1 protein-coding gene is annotated in these 844 nt (G+C 77.7%); it reads left to right on the top strand.

Translation table 11 applies throughout. From position 1 onward, the window contains the following. Nucleotides 1–844 (top strand): DUF5682 family protein (locus tag GTW40_RS23295; RefSeq protein ID WP_237525646.1); only part of this gene is annotated, 844 nt, incomplete at both ends.

The raw sequence follows: 844 nt of genomic DNA, 5'->3' as shown, positions 1-844 counted from the left end.
AGGCCGCCGAGGGACTGCTCCGCGCGCGGCTGCGCGCGGAGCGGGACGAGGGCGGCCCGACGGCGGCCCAGTCGCTGCGGGGCCTGGAGGAGGCGGCGCGGTGCGGGCTCCCGGCGCTCACCGAGGAGCGCGTGGAGGACGTCGCGTCCGCGCTGCCGGACTCCGGCACACTGCCCGAACTCCTGGCGGGGTTGGCCCTGTTGGACCGCCTCCGGGCCGGTCACGTCGCCGGGTCGGGCGTGCCGGACGAGGACATGAGGGCGCGCCTGGCGGCGGTCGCCGAGCTGTTGACCTCGGCCGCCGTGCGCCAGGTCGACGGTCTCACCGGTTCCGAGGAACCGGCCGACGCCCGCGCCCTGCTCGAACTCGCCCACCGTGCAGACGTGTTCGGCGGCATCCGGCTCACCGACGCGCTCGCCCGGCTGGCCCGCGAGGGCTCGGCGCTGATGCGCGGGGCGGCCGGTGCCGTACGGGTACTGCTGGGACACGAGGAGCCGCAGGCCCTGGGCGACCGGGTGGCGTCCTGGGTGGACGGCGCGACCGACACGGTGAGCCGTACGGCGCTCACGGACCGGCTGACCGGACTGCTCACGGCCGCCGGACCCCTGCTGGAGTCAGCGGCCCCCGCCCTCGAACCGCTGCTGGGCCGGGTGTCGGACCTGTCCGACGAGGAGTTCCTCACGCGCCTCCCGGCCCTGCGCGGCGGCTTCGACACGCTGAGCCCGGCGGCGCGCGAGCGGCTGCTGTCGACCGTGGAGGAGCGGCTGGGCGTGCGGCGCCTCGCGGACACGGGCGCCGTCGATCCGGTGGCGCTGGCGCGGTGGACGCGGGCCGACCTGGCGGC

Source organism: Streptomyces sp. SID4985, from assembly GCF_009863025.1.
Taxonomy (GTDB): Bacteria; Actinomycetota; Actinomycetes; order Streptomycetales; family Streptomycetaceae; genus Streptomyces.
Note: the sequence above shows the minus strand (reverse complement) of the source record. Positions and strands in the feature narration are given on the sequence as shown.